Here is an 18,148-nt window from a genome sequence, read left to right as displayed (position 1 = left end):
AAAGGGCGGTTCGCAGGAGCCGCCCTTTTCGTTTGAGGAATTGCCGCAGATGACCATCCGCATGCCCGCCGAGTGGGAACCGCATGAATGGCTGTGGATCGGCTTTCCCTGGAACGCCGACGAATGGGGCGGCGCGGAGACGCTGGCGCGGGCGCAGGCGCAGCTCTGTGCCTTTGCCGATGCCGTGCGCGCGGGTGGAAAGGGCGAGGAAGTGCGCCTCGTCTGCAATGACGGGGCCAGCGCCGCACAGGCCAGCATACTGCTCACAAGTGATGTGAAGATCGTCATAGAACCTATTGGCGACGTTTGGCTGCGTGATACCGGGCCGATTGCTGTGGTCGATGGCGCGGGCAATCGCTCGCTCACCGACTTTCGCTTCAACGGCTGGGGCGGCAAATATGAGATGCCGGGTGATGAAGACATCGGCGCGCGGCTCGCGGCTGGCACCCCCCTGCCCTGCCGCTCGGTGCCGCTGATCTTCGAGGGCGGGGCGGTCGATAGTGATGGCACCGGGCTGTTCGTCACCACCGAGGATTGCCTGCTCAACCCCAATCGCAATCCGGGGCTGGACCGCCGCCAGATCGAGACGCTGTTGGCGGGCAGCCTCGGCCTGACCGACATGCTGTGGCTGGGCGATGGCCTCGTGAATGATCATACCGACGGCCATGTCGACAACCTTGCCCGCTTCGTAGCACCCGGCGTGATCGCGATCCCTGAGGCGAGCACGGACGATGACCCCAATGCCGCAATCTATGCCGACGCTTGCGAGAGGGCCAAAGCGCATGGCCTCACCGTCGCGCCCATGCCCTCGCCGGGCCGGGTGGAGGCGGACGGAGCGGTGATCCCCGCATCCTATATGAACTTCCTCATCGGCAATGCGGCCGTCATCGTCCCTGCCTATGGCCGCCCGAACGACGCGGCGGCGGTAGAAGCGCTCCGGCCATTTTTTCTGGGGCGAGAGGTTGTAGCCCTGCCGTCTGATGCGATATTGGCAGGCGGAGGCAGCTTCCACTGCACCAGCCAGCAGATGCCCGCACCCACTGACAGGTAACCTCATGACCAAAGCCACCGTCGCCGCGCTGCAACTCGCCTTCACCGATGACATGGCGGCCAATATCGCCGCGGTGGAAAGCGCCGCGCGTCAGGCTGCGGCGCGTGGGGCGAAGATCATCCTGCCACCAGAATTGTTCGAGGGGCCGTATTTCTGCACGGTGGAGAATGAGTCGCTGTTCGCCCACGCTTTGCCCACGGCCGAGCACCCCGCCGTGCTCGCGATGCAGGCGCTCGCGGCTGAGCTTGGTGTCTACATCCCCACCAGCTTCTTCGAGCGGGACGGCCAGCATCATTACAACAGCCTTGCGATGATCGACGACACGGGCGCGATCATGGGCGTCTATCGCAAGAGCCATATCCCCGATGGGCCGGGATATGAGGAGAAATATTATTTCCGCCCCGGCAACAGCGGATTCAAGGTGTGGCCCACCAAATACGGCACCATCGGCGTCGGCATATGCTGGGACCAGTGGTATCCCGAAACCGCGCGGATCATGGCGCTTATGGGCGCGGAAATGCTGCTCTTCCCAACCGCCATCGGCTCGGAGCCGTATGACACGGAGCTTGACACCAGCCGCATGTGGCGGCGCGCAATGGTCGGCCATGCCGTGTCCAACTGCATGCCGGTGATCGCTGCCAACCGCATCGGCAATGACGGTGTCGAGGGTGGGCAGAGCTATTATGGCCACAGCTTCATTGCCGACGAATGGGGAGACCTGGTTGCGGAGGTCGAGGATTGGCAGACCGGGGCGCTGGTCGCCACGCTGGATCTGGAGCGCGCGCGCAGGCATCGCGCAGGGATGGGCTTCTTCCGCGACCGGCGGCCAGATCTCTATCAGCGCCTCGTACAGGACATTTGAGTGGGCGGCAAAACCAGCCACATTTACGCGATCGCGCTCGGCTCCAACCAGCCGCGCTCACGCACGCTCACCCCGCGCAGGCTGGTGGAGAAGGCGATGGAGCGGCTGTCGCACAAGCCCTTCGCAGCGATTGCGCGGTCCATAATCATCGAAACCTCGCCACTCGGCCCGTCCCGCCGCCGCTATGCCAATGGATGCATGATCATCGAGACGCGGCTCGATCCGCCGGAGCTACTCGACAAGCTGCACAAGATCGAGCGCAAGGCCGGGCGCAAGCGCCAGCGTACATGGGGCGCGCGCACGCTCGATCTTGACATCATCCTGTGGAGTGGCGGCATGTGGGGCAGCGATGGTCTCGTCATCCCCCACCCCGCTTATCGCGCGCGCGGCTTTGTTTTGAAGCCGCTGGCAGAGGTCTCATCGCGCTGGCGCGATCCGCTGAGCGGGCTTTCCCCCCGCCACCTCCTCGCCCGGCTCGAAAAACCGCGCAAACCGCGATGAAGCGGTTGACCAGACCGCCCGTGGCCTTTAGGTGCCTCCTGTCTCACGCGCGCAGCAAAGCCTGCGCGCCGAGGGCCCTTAGCTCAGTCGGTAGAGCAACTGACTTTTAATCAGTAGGTCGCTGGTTCGAATCCAGCAGGGCTCACCATATTTTCAATGACTTACCCACCTTATTTCACAAGAAAGAGCGTCGAACGCCCTTTGGTGTGACCATTTTTGTGACCTTGCGTGCCAACCATTTCAGTCACTTGGCAATCGCCTTTTGTGACCTCAAAATTCAGCTGGTCGGCAAAAGGCTGCAAATGCTTCACTGACATGTGCGCATAGCGGCGCACCATCACTTCCGATTTCCAGCCTCCCAGCTCCTGAAGCACCCATGTGGGCACATCATTCTGCCGGAGCCAACTGGCCCAAGTGTGGCGCAAATCGTGCCAGCGGAAATTGTCGATCCCCGCCCGCTTCAATGCGTTCTTCCAGGCCTTCGTATTCACCTGACCGATCGGCTTGCTGCAATAGGTGAATACATTCTGCTCATGCTTGCCTTTCTGACGTCCCAGCACGGACAGCGCGAGATCATTTAACGGCACACCAAGGGCATCACCGTTTTTCGTATCTCCATGCTCGATTGTCGCGACCTTGCGGGCCAGATCAATCTGATCCCAGCGTAAACCGAGAATGTTGCGCTGACGCAGGCCGGTGGCCAGTGCGAACACATCAGTTCCTTTTGATGGTCGGGCAACTCTTCCAGCAGCCGATCCGCTTGTGCGTGTGTCAGCCACCGCACACGAGGCTTCTCGGACCGCCGGTAGGTTTTGAAAGCCGGCATCGTATCGATCCACTCCCATTCCCGCATCGCGATCCGGAAGATGGCGCGAATAAGCGCCACATAGAGATCCTTGGTCGCGTTACTGGTCCGGGCGAGATGGCGCGATATGATCCCGTCGATCATGTCCCGGCTCACCTGATCCATTGTCTTGCCGCGCAAGAAGCGGGTGAAAAACCGGATCCGAAACACATCATCCTGATAGGACTTCTTGTGTTTCTTCTCCTGCAACCACCGCAAAGCCGCTTCGTCCCATGTCCGCTTCGGCTTCTGCTTCAGTCTGGCAAGATCCCACAGCTGGGCCTTCAGCTTGTCGTGATATTCTTCGGCCTTTTTCCTGTCGGTCGTTCCAGAAGAGCGTCTAATGAGCGTTCCGTCATGTGCTGTGAGTTTGACGTAATATGTTCCTGCACGTTTCCAGAGTGCCATAATGCCTCCTTGATGTCGGCACTCAGTTGCATCCGTGCGCGAGCAGAATAGCTCTCTCGCGCAGCCGCCACAAGATCGGCTTCGATGAACCGCCAATGCCTGCCAAGTCGCACCGCAGGTACGCGCCCGATCTTGATCCATCTGCGAAGTGTATTGGGATGCACGCACAGCAGGTCGGCAGCGTCTTTCAGGGTGAGCATAGTCACCGATCCTGTCAGATGGTCTGACGACCACCACGCCATCGTGCAAACTCGCGGTCACTCTCAAGAAAGGCCGTCAGCATCGCCGGGATAAGTTCGGCGACCGGTTCCTCACAGCCATAATGCTCGGCATAGGCTGCGGCGTAATCCTGCAAGCGCTGATGGAGGTCCGGTAGGATGCTGATGGCAAGCTTGACCGGCGTCCGATCGGGAAGCTTAGGCAATCGGATAGCGCTCATGGCCTTTCTCCTCCATTCCAGGGTGCAAGCACCAAGTCCTTGTGGACCACCAATCTGACCGGCGCGCCCGGTCGGATGCGGATGGTCGGCTGAATGTCGAGATTGGCTCTCGTGATCTGGTCCCCTGCCCTCGCGACATTCTGCTGGGTGGATTCACGGATTGCCTGGACCAAGTCGCTCTCACCGGTGACCGTGAGTTCGGTTCCGACCCCAAGCAAAGTCGCCAGCGCCACGCCCTTCAGCAACGCCCAGGTGTGAAAGTCGACCTTGTCGGCAAGCCCGGCATAGCCTGCGGCGTCGGTCGCAGGGACATTATCGATCCGTAGCGAGCTGCCGTCTGGCAGGATGATCCGTTGCCAGACGATGAGCGCGCGGCGCTGGCCGAACGCAACGACGCTGTCATAGCTCCCGATCAGGCGGGCGCCCTGCGGCACGAGCAGGATCCTGCCGGTTGCGCTGTCATAGGCGTTCTCGGTGACCTGCGCGGTGACCAGGCCCGGCAGATCGGAATTGATACCAGTGATGAGGCTCGCCACGATGACGCTCCCCGCCATCAGCGTGTAGGGCGATGGCGGTGGCTTTACCGCATGCGGATTGACATCGCTGCGGGGATCGAGCGTGGCGACGAACGCTGCCTTGCGATCTTGTACGCCGCCTTCGCCTGTCGAAGCGGCTGGCAGAGGCGCCGTAGCGCCAGGATCGGATGAAGCTGATGCACCATCTGGCGAGGCCGACCCGGACACAGGACCGGCTTGACGCCCCTCAAACAGCAACCCGGACTCGCGTGCAAGTGCTAAGTCTTCATCGACATTGAGCGGCCCTTTGGCTGTTCCATAATCGCCATAGGACTCCGCCGCTGCGCCGACGCAGAAACTTGGCATGTTGTCATAATGGAACCCGTGAAAATGGTCCGGCGAGAACTGGATGATCAAGTCAGGATCAAAGTCCGATATTTCCTTTGCCATCTATGCGCCGCTCTCATAACGCCCAGTGCCCTGACCCTAGACCAGGAAGACGACCGCCATCTCGCTCTTTTCGAAAGCGTAATCACCGGATTTCCCGAGGTAATGGAATGTTAGCTGATGTCTGGGGATGCTGATTATCAGTTGCGCGTGCCGGTAGAATCCCTCGCAGCCTTCGAGGATTTCTTGCGCTTCAAGCTTGCCAAGATCAAAGGCATTGCGCAGGTTACGACCAGCTTCGCGCTGCGGCCTGTAGTAAAAAAGCAGCGCTGCCGCTCGATACCTGCGCGATATAAGCGCAGGCCAGGCAGTTAAAGCGTCGGCTTATTGCGATGGCTGGAGTCGACGCGCCTGTTCCAGAAGTTGCCTGAGTGCAGCGGGCGAATAATAATCTCCTCGCCGAACCACTGCGTGAATGTGATGCAGGTTTTTCGCGTCTGTCAGCGGATTCTTGTCCAGGATGACCAAATCTGCGGCCTTGCCCGCCTCCACGGTGCCCATCTGTAGGGTCTTGCCAAGGAATTCTGCAGGGTCGATGGTCGTCATTTGCAGGATGCGTAGTGGCGGCAGGCCTGCCTTCGCCAGTTCGTCAAACTCCTGATGAATGGAAAAGCCGGGTACCAGCCATCCGCCACCGAAATCGGTTCCCACCAGCATTTTGACACCTGCCTCGTCGAAGGCTTTCACCATGCGCAACTGCATCGCATAAGAGCTTCGGAGCGTATGCTTGGCGGCAGGGGAAAGCTTGGAAAAATCCTCGGCGACGCCGTTCCACAGGTCGACAGTCTTGGACGGCATATAGCGCAAATGCGGATCATGACGGAATTCAGCCGCGTCGCCCATCGCCATCGTTTTTCCGCGGATCAGCGTCGGAACCTGCCATGTTCCGCTTGCGGCGAGGGTCTGCGCAAGCGCGTGAAATTTTCGCGGGTCCACGGTTGCCAGCGCCTTGTCGCTGATCCGTATCGTATCATCGGAAACGCTCGCGAGCGGGTTTACTGCCGTTTTCTTAAACAGAAAGGCGCCGATGGCATCCTTGAAAGGCAACCATTTCGGCGGTGCCTTGAGGGGTGGGAGCGCAGCGGCCATATGCTGCAATTCGTTCTGGTCAGCAGAGGCGGGGATGAGGAGTGCCGCTCCGGGGCCCATATGTTCTATCGATTTCATGCCACCGCGGATGGCAGGCAGGGCATCCGTGCCAGGGGGGATGTGCCCCGCGAATGGCAAACCCAACCGTTTCGCCTCCTTTTGGGCGGCAAGGAACGCGGGCGGACTGACCATGACAACCTTGATGAAATCGGCACCTTCCTGCTTCTGTTGGCGGACAGCGGCAACGGCGTCGTCGACGGTCCCGGCATTGAGCGGGAGCAATGGCTCCCCCGGCAAGGCGAGCAGCGCGGGCGCCTGCCGGAACAACGGCAATGTGCCGTTCCTGCGCTGCTGGAGCAGCAAGGCAGAACCCTGCATCTGTCGAAAACCTGTTATGCCGTTTGCCAGCATCAGGGCGAGAGGGCCGGTAGGATCGGGCGTCCCCAGAACATGGGCATGCATGTCATTGAAGCCCGGAACAACAAACTTACCGGCGACATTGACAATATGGGCGGCCTCGCCCGCAGGAGGCGAGCCTGAGGGAGTGATAGCAACGATCTTGCCCTGATCCAGGGTAAGATCGACCGGCCCCTGCAGGTTTCCGGCCCGGACATCGACTACAGTGGCGCCCGTCAGTATAATTCGACCACCCTGCGGTTTTACGTCCAGCGCTTGCGGGGGATGATCGCCGCATCCGCCGAGCAGCAACGCGGCGTAAGCCAACGCGCCAATGCCGGTAACGCGGACCATTGGCGTCTTGCGGATGCTAGGAATATGCAGCAATGTCATGCAAAACCTCTGGCAGGAACGGCGTTCGGATAGATAAAAATCTGAGAGGACGAGCCTGCCTCGCGCATGTGCTTGTATTTCTGATACCGTTCATCCGCCATGAAAGCCTCCACCGCTTCGCGGGACGGGAACTCGATTACCGCAATCCGGTCAGGAGGTGGCGCCGTTCCTTCCAGGCGATGCACCTGCTTGCCCGCCGAAAATGAATATGCGCCATATTCGGCGAGAAGCGGAGGGACTGCCTCGGAATATTCCCGCAACCAGCCACTATCATGAATCCGCATATGCACGACCATGGTTGTCGGCATCGGCATTACTCCTGATCGGAAAGGAATTTCTTCTCGGTTCGGGCGGGTCAGGCCTGCCCCACCTCATAGTCGATATGGCTGAGCGCGCCTTCGAAGTGCTGCGTTACTGCGAGCACCCTTTCGCGCATGGCGGCGCGTTCAGGGGAAGCGAGCATCCGGTCGATATCCGAGACGGATTCGAAGCGGACGATGATCTGGCAGCACACGTCTGGAGGGCTGTCCTCCAGACGGCGAGGCCAGAATGCTTCGGCGTCCAGCACACCGGGCAATGTTTTTAACCCCGGCACAATGATATTGTTGACGCCCTGAACGAACGCATCGTCCTCACCTTGCTTGGGCCTGCCTACCCAGAATGCTGAACGCACCCACATATCTATTTCCTTTCTTTGTCTAGCGGATGCTTTCCGTCATGCCTGTGGCCGGTACAAATTCATGATCCCGCCGAAGCGCGCACGCCATTCAGGATAGGGCTCGAAGCCTGGCTGCTGTCTTGAGAACTCCTCGGTTTCTTTGACGATTTCCTCGTCACTCTTGGAAAAATCCAGCGGGATGAGGAAGGGCTGCGGAAAATACCAGTCGGTATCGACGAAGAACTCCAGATTGTTGCCGTCGGGGTCGTGGCAATAAATGCTGTAGGCGATGCCGTGGTTGGACGGCATCATGTTCTTGACGCCCTCTTTCAGGAAAATGTCGTTCAGCTTGCGCAGCTCCTGCAGCGACGAAACCTTGAAAGAAATCTGGTTAATGACGCATCCGAACTGCGGATGATAGGGATTAGCGGGAAGATCGTCCGGACGGCCGCTGACCAGCACCAGCTGATGATGATCGTCCGGGTCGCGAGACAGGAATACCAGCGACATGCCAAGGACTTCGCCACGGTCCGTCACGGAAAAGCCGAGGACACGCGTGTAGAAATCTTCCATCGCGGCAAGGTCGGAGGTGGCAAAGCCCATATGGCTGAACTTCAAGTTGGGTGCATAGCTCGTTTTGGTTACGGCGTTCATGGTACATCTCCTGAATTATGTTGAATTACAGTCTAATAATCCCAAGATAGAGACTGCCTGACGTGCGGCATTCATGCGTTGTGACGCGATCGCCCTGGCTCAGCTCCAATCGATAGGCGGCGTCGTCCGGCGGTAGCCCATCGACCCGGAATTCGCCGAAGCAGTCACTGCGGGTTGTCGCGATCTCCGCTTCACCTTTCAGCAGGCGGATTTCGGCTCCTTCGACACAATCGTCCGTCTTGCTGTCCACCACGGTGCCGCCGACAAACAGGCTGTCCGTAAGATGCAAGTTCTTGTAATAGATACGGGGCTTTGTCCCCAATTCCGGCTTCAGCACGCGCAGATTTTCCTGCGCCACCCGCTCGGCCATATCCTCGTCGCTGATTTTCGCCGAACTTATCGCTCCCGTGGGGCAAACCTGCTCGGCACGCGGCTTGGTCCATCCCTGATCTAGCAAATGCGCATCGAAAATCCACGCCTGCGGGATTTCCAGCTCCTCGTTCCAGAAGATCGCGCCATAAGGGCAAGCGTCGACGATCGCACGCTGCCCTTTGCTCCGCACCGGATCAATGATGACGATCCCGTCAGGGCGCTTTTGCACTGCCCCGTTTTGCGCAAGCTTCATGCAGGCAGGCTCGTCGCAATGGTTGCACATCGTCGGCATGAAATTGGCCTCGGCCATCGGCATTTCGCCACGCTCGAAGGTATTGAGCCTTATCCATTCATGCCCGTGCTCCGGCTGCGGTGCCGCGTAGCCGGGAAAATCATTGCCGACATGCTCGTCCTTGGTGGCGACGAAACAGTTGTAGCAATTCTCGCACTTCTCGACGTCGACGATAAGGTTCCACTTTTTCATTCTGCCGCCTCCGCCATAGCGGGATTCCACTTTTCCATCTGGATGAGCGTCGCATTCGGCCCCATCGATGTCGATCGTGCGCCCTGCGAGCGGTTGCTAGTCAGAATGTTCACGCAACCGCCAATGTCGGTCGACGTCCCCGCTTCTCCGACCGGTTTGTAAACAGCCGAAGATTCATAGCTGTGCACAATGCCGGGACGGACGCGGCTGGTGATCTGCGCGGCGCACACCACCGACCCCCTGTCGTTGAACAGGCGGATAAGGTCGTTCTGCGCGATACCCCGAGACCGGGCATCCTCCACGCTGATCCGCGCACGCCAGTAATAATGGCCATCGACCAGTAGGCGGTGGTCCTCGATATCGTTGAGCGCAGAGCCCTTGCCGTCACCCATGGAATGGAAGCTGTAGCGCGAATGCGCGGACATCAATTGCAACGGGAAGCGGCCCAGCAACTCGGTTGTGTTCGCCCCTTCCCAGCTGCGTTCATAGCGGTTGAGCGCAGGCCGGTCAGGATCGTCGACCTTCAGGAGGCTGTTAGGAATGAACTCGAACTTGCCCGATTGCGTTCCCAGTCCTTCCAGCCACTCGCCGCTATAATCACCCGGCAGCGGATGGGGTTCGGGAATGTCCTTTTTGCGCCCCTCATTGAACCAGGCATAGGCTCTCGGCGCCCGGAGCTTTTCCTTTTCGGGCGGCACAACGACATAGCCCTTCTTTAAAAACTCCTTCCAGCTGATCAGGTCGGCTGCATCGGACCCCTCGAAAATGCGTTTGACCCAATCAAGCTCGGTCATCCCCTCGGAAAAGACGGGCCCCAGTCCGAGGCGTTTGGAAAGTTCCAGGAAGATTTGATAGTCGGATTTGGATTCGCCCAGCGGCTCGATGCACTTGTGCTGCATGATCACCATGCGGTGATTGAGCTGGGTGAAGAACTGGTGGCCATAACCGCCTGCCGAGCACCATTCGCTGACATCGGTACGCTCGAAGTTGGTGCAAGCAGGGAGAATGATGTCCGCGAACTGGGCCTCGCCTTCGAACCAGATCGACTGGCTGACCACAAAAGGGAGGTTTTCCGAGCGGTACATGCGCGCCCAACGGTTGCTGTCGGGCATCGTGCCGATTTGCGCACCGCCATATTTATACAGAATCTGAATCGGCGAGTAGCCCGGCGCCGGGTAGAAATAAGGAATGAACTGCCCTTCCTTGCAGGACGGTTCGGTGAAAAAGCCTTGCGCCTTGCCCTCCATGATCGCTTCTGGAAGCTGCAGGCGCGGGACCACCTGCTTGACAGGGTTCATCGACAGGATCAGCGGTATGCGCTGATAGGAATTGACGGCGGCCCCGGTAAAATTGAGATCGCCGGAAATGCCGCCCTCTGCATAGCCGGGAAACCAGAAACTGTAATCGTGCGGCACGCCCGTCTGCATGTTGCCGAAATTCACGCCCGGCTTGCCGATGCCCTGCATGGCCATCATCATGACCATCATCCGCGCCCATTGCGCGCCCGTTGCAGTGCGGCAGGCGCCGCCGAAGCCGTTTCCATAGCCGCCTGCAGCGAGGTAGGTCTTGCGCTTGCCCCATTCGCGAGCCAGCGCCCGAATATCACGCGCGGCGACGCCGGTTTCGGCCTCCGCCCATTCCGGCGTCTTGGGTACGCCATCCTTGCGCCCGGCGAGATATTCCGCCCACTCCTCGAACCCGGTGGTGCGCTCGGCCACGAATTTCTTGTCGTACAATTCCTCGGTGAGCCACACATAGCTGATCGCCTGCGCCAGCGCCGGGTCGGTGCCGGGACGCGGAGCGATCCACTTCCCTTTCAGCAGCGCTGCCGTGTGGTTCCAATAGGGGTCAATATGAACGAACTTGATGCCCAACTGCTTGGCCCACAAGCGGCGAACGGTGCCCTCATAAGCGGCATAACAGCCATTGGTCGCCTCCGGGTCGCTTGACCAGAAGACCATCATCTCGCATTCCTTGAGGATATCCTCAACCTGGCCGGTCACCTCGCCGATACCCAGGCGCATGCTGTGGCCCCAATGATGCTGCGCCCCCCAATACCAGCCTTCCCAGCTGTCGGGGTTATGGTGGACGCGCGTGAATCCGACATTGTTGAAGAACCGCTGCATCGCGCTGAGATAATAGCCGACATTGCCCCACAGATGATGGGAACCATGGGACACTGCGATGGCACCCGGGCCGCACTCCTTCTTGACCCGCTTGAACTCATCCGTGACGATGGTAAGCGCCTCGTCCCAACTGATGCGTTCGTAGCCGGATTTGCCCCGGTTCTGGGGGTTGCGCTCGCCATGGGGATCAAAATCGACCCGCTTCATCGGGTACAGATTGCGGTTGTTTGCGTATACCATCGACTTGGAAGCGATCGCATAGGGTGCCGCTGTCGCGCGGCGAGGAGGCCTGAACTCCTGCCCGCGTGCCTGAATAGCCCAGGTATCCGGGTCTTTATCCGTGAAGTCGATAGGCGTGATGCGCAGGATCTTGCCGTCCTTGACGTAAACTTGAACCGGCCCGCCATTGGTGTTGTTGGTGAAACGCGTGACGCCGCCGCCTATATCTTCCCCTTGCTTCCACCAGCTTGACTGACCGAGGCTGACAATTTCATTGACCCAGACGGTCAGCTCGTCCGGCCCGAGCATGCCCATCTTGAAATTCTTCATCGCATCGATGCGGAACAGAAAATCCTGTTTGGGCGCCAGCAGCTTCAGCGCGATCCGCCGATCCTTGAAGAAGATAACAACATCGGGCGCAGGATGGATAACCGGCCTGGTCAGGATTTTGCCATCGCGAAATTCGATATAGCGCCCTACCGAATCGTCAGCGAGCTTGAGCTGTACGATGGCGTTATGCTCGCCAAGCCGCGCCCGAAATTCCGGAAACCGCCACGCCGTGAGACGCAGCGCCTGCACCGCACCAAAGAGAACTGTTTCGAGCCGCATAGCGTCCTCACCTTCCGATAATATTTGAATGACTATTTAGTACATTATGAATATGTCGTCCACACAAAAGCTGGTCTGCGCCATCCCGAATGGTTACCCGGTGGCTTCGTTGACGAGGTCCGCCGACAGGCGGTAGACTGGACCAAACAAGGCCCGCGATGGGCATCAAAGCAAAGAGACAGGATCAGATGAGTTTTCCCAAAGCATCGAAGGAAAAGGTCGATCATCGGACCATCGTGGCGCAGAAGAAGCGCACGGCCATGCGCCAGCGCATCCTCGACGCGACGATGAAAGTATGCTCGATCCAGGAAAACTCCTTGCCCAAGATCGATGACATCATTGAAACTGCGAGAATTTCGAAAGGCGGTTTCTATCGCTATTTCGAATCGGCCAGCGACGCCCTTGAGCAATTGGGCAAGCAGACCGCTGACGAATTCTCTCAAGCAATTCTGCCGGTCTACAACGTGCTCGACGATCCGGTGAAGCGCGCCTGCGTCGGTACGATGCTTATCTTGCGCCGGGCGGCCCGCGATCCTGAATGGGCCGGATATCTGCTGAGAGCCAATCTCACCGATCATGAGTCGAAGCTTCTCAAATTCATCGAACAGGACATGGAGCAGGGCATCCGGACCGGCCAGTTCGCCATCGCCGACGTGCAGGCGGCGAGCGAATTCGTCATGGGCATAAACCACACGGCCATTCGCGTGATCCTGAGCCGCAAGATCACACAGATGGACGCATATATCGACACGACGGTCGCGTTCCTTCTCCACGCGATGGGCACAAGGCAGGACGCTATCAAGGATGTGCTCGCGTGGAGCGTGGAGTATTTCCGTTCGATTGATGCCGACGGGAAATGGTGAGACCCAAGCAAAGGTCTGTTCCGCCGAGCAACGCGCCTGGCGATAGAGCTTTCCTCCCGGGAGCCTGAACAACACGCATATCTGAAACTTTCGACCCCGAAGTGACCCGGAGAATCCTGACCGGCGCGAAGCATTTGCTTTCCTGCGTCCGGAAGGAAATATGCCCCGACCTCGCGGCCGGGGCTTTGTTCAGTCTAGAATTTGAAGCCAAGCGAGGCGCCAAAGGTCCGGGGCGGCGCGAGGGTCGCCAGTCGGACATGGCCGATCGGCCGCGACGTCACGTTAACGAAGGTCAGCGCATATTCGTCCGTCAGGTTGCGTCCCCAGAAATTCACATAGAGACGATCGCCCGGCAGGTTGACGCGCAGGTTCGCGTTGAGGGTGAAGGTTTCACCCTGCATGGCAATCGCTTCGTTAAACTCGTTGAAATATTTCTTGCTTTCGTAAATGCCCTGAACACGGGCACGCAGCCCCCAGCCATTAGCGAACTCGGTTTCATAGGACAGCGCCGTTTCCGCCTGATATTTGGGCGCGCTGGTCAGATAGTTGCCGGCGGCATTGTAGTAGCAGCCCGGTCGTGAGTCGGTATTTGCCGGAACGGCGCAAACCGGATCGATCGGCGTGTTGGTCGGTGCCGGCCCCACCCGCGGTGCGAATGTCGAGTTCGCCGTATCGAACCTGTCATATTTGGCATCGACATAGGCCGCGTTGAGGTGAAAACCGAAGCCTCCGCCGAGCCTCGCATTGGCTTCCAGTTCCAGACCCTTGGTGGTGGCCTTCGCGGCGTTGACGGTCACGAGTGTACCGTTGATCGGCCGCTGCACCTGCAAATCGGATATGGTGGTGTAGAATACGTCGGCGTTGATCGACAAGGCGCCATCGAACGCATCGGTCTTGACCCCGGCCTCGTAGCTCCACACAAATTCCGGATTTACCGGATTGCCGGCCGAGCCGATATTGATCACGCCTGCCTTGTAACCGCGCGTGACCGTGCCGTAGATCATCGTCCGGTTGCTGGGCTTGTATTCCAGCGTGAAGCGCGGGGTCCAGGCCGACCATTTGCCATGGCGCGCCAGCGGGATCACCGCACCGGTCGGCGTCTGCTGGTAGCCGGCATCATCCTTCTGGTCATGGCTGTACCGCAGGCCGCCGGTAAAGGCGAACTGGTCCGTGATATTCCACGTCACATTGCCGAAAAAGGCGTAAGACTTGCTGGTCAGAGCGCCGTTGAAGACGATGAATGGCCGCTTCAAGACATTGGTGTAGGCGACAGGCCCCTGAACATGGGTGTCGGCGAAAATATCCTCATGGAAATAATAGGCGCCAAACAGCGTCTTGAAATTGTTGAAATCCCAGGTCAGCTGCAATTCCTGCGTGAACTGCTTGGTATTATCCGTGTTGTCGCTGCGCAAGAACTGCACCCGGGTCGCATTGAGGTCGCCGGCGCTGAACCGCGACTGCTTAAGATAGCCGGTCAATGACTTGATCTGAATATCGTCAGCGATGTTCAGGGTCACTTCGCCTGACGCCTGGTCAATCACGTTGCGGACCTTGATGTTCACTTCCGAGTCAAGGTCGCGGGTGTTGGCCGCGAAATTCCCACCTGCGGCGATTTCGGGCGGAACGACCAGAGGATTGCCGATACCGATCGCATGGAACAGCCCACCGGCGTCGTTACGCTCGAAACGGGAATAGGTCAGTGCGACGCCGAGGACATCCGACCCGACATAATCAAGGCTAACGCGGAAGGAATTGATATTTTCATCGTCAATTTCGCCCCCGTTGACATTATTTTTGCCAAAGCCGTCGCGCCGGTCAACGCGTCCTGCCAACCGCGCGTTCAAGCCCGGCAGGATCTGCCCGCCGATCGCGCCTTCCGCCGTCATCAGGGAGTAATTGCCCAGCGTCACCTCGGCATAGCCGGAGAATTCTTTCGTCGGGCGCTTGGTGATGACGTTCAGCGATCCGCCGGTCGCGTTGCGCCCGTAGAGCGTGCCCTGAGGACCGCGCAGCACCTCTATCCGCTCCAGATCGTAGAAGGACGTGGTCTGCGCCGTCGGGCGCGCAACCACGACGCCATTGACATGATAGGCGACACTGGATTCGCCACCGGCCGCAAAATTGGTGAGGCCTATACCGCGAATGAATACGCGGGCCGTGCCCAGTGCGCTCGAAACCTGCAGGCCGGGGGCAAGGGACGCGACCGACAGAATGTCATTAACCTGCGCGTCCTTCAGTTGCTCGGAGGTCAGCGCCGACACGGCGATTGGAATGTCGCGCAGCCGCTCACTGCGTTTCTGGGCGGTCACGACAATGTCAGCAATGGCGCCCGCATCGTCTGCGCTCGCTGCGTCTTGCGCGAAAGCGACGCTGGGCACCATAAGTGCCGCAAGGACAAAAGGTGTCGAATATTTCGATATCATCTGCTTCCCTCCCATAATCTTAGTTCGGTGGGGCGAAGGACGACCTTCGCAGTTCCGATTTTTTGTTAGGCTCATCAGTAGCCCTTGCAGGGGGTGAACGTAGAGATTGAATTTCGTAGGTTGCGATAACGTGAATGTTATCGCAACCTGCATCAGTGCTGTCCGCCCTTGCGACGATCGGCGGGCGAGTATGCATGGGAGACGCCGCCATCTGATGAGCGGTACGCAAGAAGGAGACCCGAATGAAATTGTCACATTTCCGTGACGTGCTGGCCGTGGTCGAAACCGGCAGTCTCCGCGCCGCTGGCCGCCATCTGGGAGTCGCGCAACCCGCCATCACGCGCAGCATAAAGGAACTGGAGCGTGAGCTCGGAGTGACACTGTTCGAGCGTCACGCCAAGGGCATCCGCCTGACAGAGATCGGCGCTAAATTTGTCCGGCGCGTTGAGGCTTTCCAGAACCAGCTTCGGCTGGCGCAGCAGGAAGTCGAGCAGTTGAAAGGCCGGTGGGTAGGTGAAGTGTCCGTCGCTCTATCGACGGCGACCTGCATGAGCCTGTTGCCCAAAGCGCTGGAGAGTTTCACCAAGCGGCATCCTGACGTCGTCGTCAAAATCTCCGAAAGCCTGTTCCAGCCGATCGAGAACGACCTGGCGTCCGGCAAGTTCGATTTCTGGGTAGGCCCGCTCGATCCTTCCGGTGTCTCATCCCAGTTCGCTGTCGAAACCCTGTTCGAAAACAATCGCAGGGTGGTGGCGCGCAAAGGGCACCCGCTATCATCGGCGAGCAGTCTTGCTGATCTGGTCGATGCGCACTGGGTGCGGCCGACGCTTTCAACCCGCAATACCGAGGCCGATTTCGATGGCGTTTTCGAGCGGGCCGATCTGCCCCCGCCCAGAGTCATGATTCACGCCCGCTCTTCGCTGATCACGATCATGGCCGTCGCGAACACGGACCTGTTGACCATGCTTCCACAACAGTGGTTCAATTTCGAGGCGGTTGCCAGCCTGCTGCAGGCGTTTGATCTGATCGAGCCGATCAGCGCCGCTCCGATGTGCCTCGTACGCAGCCAAGGACTGCCGCTCACGCCGATGGCGGAACAGTTCAGCGACCTCATCCGCAAGGCCGCGAACAACCATGTGTTGGAGAGAGCGCGAGAACGGAATGCCCTGCAGAGATTATAAGGCATCTAAAACGACGGCAACGCCCCCAGCTTGCCGTGGGATGTCTCGTGATAGCTGACCGATAGCATAATATATATCGCTCGACCTGCATCGCCATCTGATACCGATCCGCGAATCCCTTAGACCGGCACGAGACAGTGCGGCGGCGGATCCGGCGAGGCATATGCCGTACGCGGCCAATCTTCGCTGCAATGACGGGAGGATTAGGCATAGTGAACGACGTGCAGAAGCTGCTTGACGAAACGCCAATGAGTCGCGCGCAATGGACGGCCGTCGCCATCATCGGATTGCTCTCGGCGCTCGATGGTTACGATGTTCTGGCGATGACCTTCGCGGCACCCGGTGTCTCGAAGGAATTTGGCATCGACAAGGCCGAGCTGGGTATCGCCCTGTCGAGCGGTCTTGCCGGAATGGCGCTGGGATCCTTCTTCGTCGCCCCATTGGGCGACCGCTATGGTCGGCGCTTCGTCGTCCTTTTCAGTCTGGTGTTGATGGGTGTCGGCATGCTGATGTCAGCCTTTGCGGGGTCCGTTGCAACGCTGTCCGGCTGGCGGATATTTACCGGTATAGGCATCGGCGCGCTCATTCCCGTTATTGCTCCGCTGGCGGCCGAGTTCGCAAATTCGCAGCACAGGCGCTTTGCGATGGCCGTCATGTCCGTCGGCTATCCGCTGGGGGGAACGTTAGGCGGCCTCGCTGCTGCGGCGCTTTTGCAGCACTTCTCATGGCACATCATTTTTCTCATCGGTGCGGGAGCCGCCCTGCTTCTGCTGGCTGCTTCTCTCCTTTGGCTACCGGAACCGCCCGCGTTCCTCCTTGCCAAACGCCCCACCAATGCACTGGACAAGCTGAATGATTTTCTGCGGCGCTGCGGCAAGCCTCCGGTTTCGTCGTTGCCAGCGCCTGCTGCCCTTCTGAAATCCGCGTCGTCCTATGCCGAGATATTCGGCCCGTCGCGCAGGGCCGACACAATATCGATTACCGCGGTGAACGTACTTTTCATGACCTCGGTCTATTACATTCTGAGTTGGATGCCACAATTAGTCGCCGACATTGGCCACAGCGCCTCCTTCGCCACCCTCGCATCAGCAATGGCCGCATGCGCGGGCGTGGTAGCCAGCCTGGCTCTGGGCATATGGGGAAAGTTTATCCCGCTGCGCTGGCTGGTAGTTTGTCAAACCACCGGTCTGGCTGCGGCGATCGTCGCTTTTGGTCTGGCGTCCCATGGAGTTGCCGTTCTGCTGATGCTGGCAGCCCTGGTGGGCACCTTTCTCTATACGTCTATACTCGGACTTTATTCTGCCATTGTAGAAACATTCGATCCTGATGTGCGATCAACCGGCGTCGGATTTGTCATGGGAGCGGGACGCATCGGAGCCGCAATAACCCCGGCCGTAGCCGGCGCGCTTTTTCAGGCAGGGATGGGCCGCGAAAGCGTTTCGGCGGTCCTTTCTCTCGGCGCGCTCATGGCAGCAGGGATCATGATATAACATATATCAACACCAAGTCGTGTCTTATGTTGTAGTTTCAATGGGTTGTCGACGATAAGCCTGTCCATTGTGTTTTGCTTATAATTTGGACGATCAAGGGAGTTGGAAGTGCAAGACGCCGTAG

18 protein-coding genes and 1 tRNA gene are annotated in these 18,148 nt (G+C 59.1%); 8 read left to right on the top strand and 11 right to left on the bottom strand.

All coding sequences use genetic code 11. The features are described 5' to 3' along the window. Positions 1–49: 49 nt before the first annotated feature. The 4 genes from EQG66_RS09110 to EQG66_RS09095 all read left to right on the top strand — a co-directional run bounded on the left by EQG66_RS09110 (position 50) and on the right by EQG66_RS09095 (position 2,562). Positions 50–1,051 carry an agmatine deiminase family protein gene (locus EQG66_RS09110; protein WP_129404288.1) on the top strand — a complete coding sequence of 334 codons (1,002 nt, stop codon included), beginning with the start codon at positions 50–52 and terminating at the stop codon, positions 1,049–1,051. A gap of 4 nt (positions 1,052–1,055) precedes the next feature. Continuing rightward, the gene (gene aguB / locus EQG66_RS09105; protein ID WP_129404287.1) at positions 1,056–1,913 is read left to right on the top strand and encodes an N-carbamoylputrescine amidase; all 858 of its coding nucleotides are present in this window, start codon (positions 1,056–1,058) and stop codon (positions 1,911–1,913) included. Further along, entirely contained in the window at positions 1,914–2,414 is a 501-nt protein-coding gene (folK, locus tag EQG66_RS09100) for a 2-amino-4-hydroxy-6-hydroxymethyldihydropteridine diphosphokinase (protein ID WP_181951796.1), read from the top strand. Between the two features lie 72 nt (positions 2,415–2,486). Continuing rightward, positions 2,487–2,562: transfer RNA gene (locus EQG66_RS09095), tRNA-Lys, on the top strand. A gap of 22 nt (positions 2,563–2,584) precedes the next feature. On the opposite strand, the gene EQG66_RS15445 is transcribed toward EQG66_RS09095, so the two are convergent. From EQG66_RS15445 to EQG66_RS09075, 4 genes are all read right to left on the bottom strand, one after another. Then, complete coding sequence (locus EQG66_RS15445) at positions 2,585–3,127, bottom strand: site-specific integrase (protein WP_220428647.1); 543 nt, start codon at positions 3,125–3,127, stop codon at positions 2,585–2,587. Between the two features lie 415 nt (positions 3,128–3,542). Continuing rightward, complete coding sequence (locus tag EQG66_RS15440; protein ID WP_164975643.1) at positions 3,543–3,866, bottom strand: helix-turn-helix domain-containing protein; 324 nt, start codon at positions 3,864–3,866, stop codon at positions 3,543–3,545. A gap of 14 nt (positions 3,867–3,880) precedes the next feature. Further along, on the bottom strand, positions 3,881–4,105 hold the full coding sequence (locus tag EQG66_RS09080; protein ID WP_129404285.1) for a DUF2274 domain-containing protein: 225 nt from the start codon (positions 4,103–4,105) through the stop codon (positions 3,881–3,883). Then, positions 4,102–5,070, bottom strand: coding sequence for a TraB/TrbI/VirB10 family type IV secretion system protein (locus EQG66_RS09075; RefSeq protein WP_129404284.1), 969 nt, complete (start codon positions 5,068–5,070; stop codon positions 4,102–4,104). Before EQG66_RS09075 ends, EQG66_RS09080 begins: the two co-directional genes overlap by 4 nt. A 117-nt stretch (positions 5,071–5,187) precedes the next feature. Between EQG66_RS09075 and EQG66_RS15575 the strand changes: the two genes are divergently transcribed. Beyond that, entirely contained in the window at positions 5,188–5,382 is a 195-nt protein-coding gene (locus tag EQG66_RS15575; RefSeq protein ID WP_245987981.1) for an Lrp/AsnC ligand binding domain-containing protein, read from the top strand. Positions 5,383–5,391: 9 nt separating this feature from the next. Here the strand turns inward: EQG66_RS15575 and EQG66_RS09065 are convergent, their stop codons facing one another. From EQG66_RS09065 to EQG66_RS09040, 6 genes are read right to left on the bottom strand one after another with little or no spacing between them, the layout of a single operon-like run. Next, a complete protein-coding gene (locus EQG66_RS09065; protein ID WP_129404283.1) occupies positions 5,392–6,945 on the bottom strand; it encodes an amidohydrolase family protein in 1,554 nt (517 codons plus the stop codon). Continuing rightward, positions 6,942–7,253, bottom strand: a complete 312-nt coding sequence (locus EQG66_RS09060) for a DUF1330 domain-containing protein (protein WP_164975642.1) — start codon at positions 7,251–7,253, stop codon at positions 6,942–6,944. The genes EQG66_RS09065 and EQG66_RS09060 overlap by 4 nt, the downstream gene beginning before the upstream one ends. A 47-nt stretch (positions 7,254–7,300) precedes the next feature. Then, a complete protein-coding gene (locus EQG66_RS09055; protein ID WP_129404281.1) occupies positions 7,301–7,624 on the bottom strand; it encodes a hypothetical protein in 324 nt (107 codons plus the stop codon). 36 nt (positions 7,625–7,660) lie between these two features. Beyond that, positions 7,661–8,257 (bottom strand): VOC family protein, encoded by a 597-nt coding sequence (locus EQG66_RS09050; RefSeq protein WP_129404280.1) that lies wholly within the window; start codon positions 8,255–8,257, stop codon positions 7,661–7,663. Positions 8,258–8,282: 25 nt separating this feature from the next. Then, on the bottom strand, positions 8,283–9,113 hold the full coding sequence (locus EQG66_RS09045) for a 4Fe-4S dicluster domain-containing protein (protein WP_129404279.1): 831 nt from the start codon (positions 9,111–9,113) through the stop codon (positions 8,283–8,285). Next, a complete protein-coding gene (locus tag EQG66_RS09040) occupies positions 9,110–12,067 on the bottom strand; it encodes a molybdopterin-dependent oxidoreductase (RefSeq protein ID WP_129404278.1) in 2,958 nt (985 codons plus the stop codon). The genes EQG66_RS09045 and EQG66_RS09040 overlap by 4 nt, the downstream gene beginning before the upstream one ends. A 158-nt stretch (positions 12,068–12,225) precedes the next feature. On the opposite strand from EQG66_RS09040, the gene EQG66_RS09035 reads away from it, so the two are divergent. Next, positions 12,226–12,930 (top strand): TetR/AcrR family transcriptional regulator, encoded by a 705-nt coding sequence (locus tag EQG66_RS09035; protein ID WP_129404277.1) that lies wholly within the window; start codon positions 12,226–12,228, stop codon positions 12,928–12,930. Between the two features lie 194 nt (positions 12,931–13,124). Here the strand turns inward: EQG66_RS09035 and EQG66_RS09030 are convergent, their stop codons facing one another. Then, on the bottom strand, positions 13,125–15,353 hold the full coding sequence (locus EQG66_RS09030) for a TonB-dependent receptor (protein WP_164975641.1): 2,229 nt from the start codon (positions 15,351–15,353) through the stop codon (positions 13,125–13,127). A 242-nt stretch (positions 15,354–15,595) separates the two neighbouring features. Here EQG66_RS09030 and EQG66_RS09025 point away from each other — a divergent pair, with 242 nt between their 5' ends. Beyond that, positions 15,596–16,534 (top strand): LysR substrate-binding domain-containing protein, encoded by a 939-nt coding sequence (locus tag EQG66_RS09025; RefSeq protein ID WP_129404275.1) that lies wholly within the window; start codon positions 15,596–15,598, stop codon positions 16,532–16,534. A gap of 212 nt (positions 16,535–16,746) precedes the next feature. Continuing rightward, positions 16,747–18,024 carry an MFS transporter gene (locus tag EQG66_RS09020; RefSeq protein ID WP_164975640.1) on the top strand — a complete coding sequence of 426 codons (1,278 nt, stop codon included), beginning with the start codon at positions 16,747–16,749 and terminating at the stop codon, positions 18,022–18,024. Positions 18,025–18,148 lie beyond the last annotated feature (124 nt).

The sequence above is a fragment of the Sphingobium fluviale genome (assembly GCF_004122115.1).
GTDB lineage: Bacteria > Pseudomonadota > Alphaproteobacteria > Sphingomonadales > Sphingomonadaceae > Sphingobium > Sphingobium fluviale.
This window is presented reverse-complemented; position numbering and strand designations above follow the sequence as displayed.